Below are 1,315 nucleotides of genomic sequence, written 5' to 3'. Positions count from 1 at the left end.
GTCGCCTTCGACGCCTCCTGCGAGGAGATGTGGCTGGCCTGGCGCCACGGCGCCTGCCTCGTGCCCGTCCCGCGCTCGCAGGTGCGCGCCGGCGCCGACCTCGGCCCCTGGCTGGTGGAGCAGGAGATCACGATCGTCTCCACCGTCCCCACCCTGGCCGCCCTCTGGGAGCCGGAGAGCCTGGACGACGTACGGCTGCTGGTCTTCGGCGGCGAGGCCTGTCCGCCCGAGCTGAGCCGGCGCCTGGTCACCGAGGGCCGCGAGGTCTGGAACACCTACGGCCCCACCGAAGCCACCGTCGTCGCCTGCGCCTCCCTCCTGACCCGCGCGGAACCCGTCCGGATCGGCCTGCCGCTGGCCGGCTGGGAACTCGCCGTCGTCGACGAGTCGGGCGAACCGGTCCCGATGGGCGGCAGCGGACAGCTCGTCATCGGCGGCGTGGGACTGGCCCGCTACCTCGACCCCGCCAAGGACGCGGAGAAGTACGCCCCGCTCGCCTCCCTCGGCTGGCCGCGCGCCTACCGCAGCGGCGACCTGGTCCGTGCGGAACCGGAAGGGCTGGTCTTCCTCGGGCGCGGCGACGAGCAGGTCAAGCTCGGCGGCCGCCGCATCGAGCTCGGTGAGGTCGACGCCGCGCTCCAGGCCCTGCCCGGAGTCACCGGCGCGGCCGCGGCCGTACGCACCGCACGCGGCGGCAACCAGCTCCTCGTCGGCTACCTGGTCACCCAGGACGGCTGGGACCACGCGACGGCGCTCGCCCGGCTGCGCGCCGAACTGCCCGCCCCGCTCGTCCCGCTGCTCGCCCCCGTCGACGCACTCCCACCCGCACCTCCGGCAAGGTGGACCGCGACGCCCTGCCCTGGCCCCTGCCCGGAGCCGGCCCCACCGCCCCCGCCGAGGAACTGCACGGCACCGAGGCCTGGCTCGCCGAACAGTGGAGCGAGGCCCTGGGCGTGCCCGTCACCGGGGCCGGTGACGACTTCTTCGCCATCGGCGGCGGCAGCCTCGCCGCCGCCCGCCTCGCCACCCTGCTGCGCACCCGCTACCCCGCCGCGGCCGTCCTCGACGTCTACCAGCAGCCCGTCCTGCGCAAGCTGGCCCGCCGCCTGGAGAAGACCGCGGCCGAGGACGAGGCACCGCGGACCGTCGCCCCGGTCCCGCTGCGCCCGCGGATCGTGCAGACGCTGCTGCTGCTCCCGCTGTTCACCCTGACCGGGCTGCGCTGGACGGTGGTGCTGCTCGCCCTGGGCAACGTGCTGCACCGGCTCGGGCCCTACCCATGGGCGCCGGCCGCCTCCTGGTGGCTCGTCGGCGC

At 76.0% G+C, this 1,315-nt stretch carries 1 pseudogene; it reads left to right on the top strand.

Annotated features, from left to right (window positions below):
- Positions 1–1,315, top strand: a pseudogene (locus tag VR44_RS48690) (AMP-binding protein); the annotation flags it as partial.

The sequence above is a fragment of the Streptomyces katrae genome (genome assembly GCF_000966975.1).
Classification (GTDB): domain Bacteria; phylum Actinomycetota; class Actinomycetes; order Streptomycetales; family Streptomycetaceae; genus Streptomyces; species Streptomyces katrae.
Note: the sequence above shows the minus strand (reverse complement) of the source record. Positions and strands in the feature narration are given on the sequence as shown.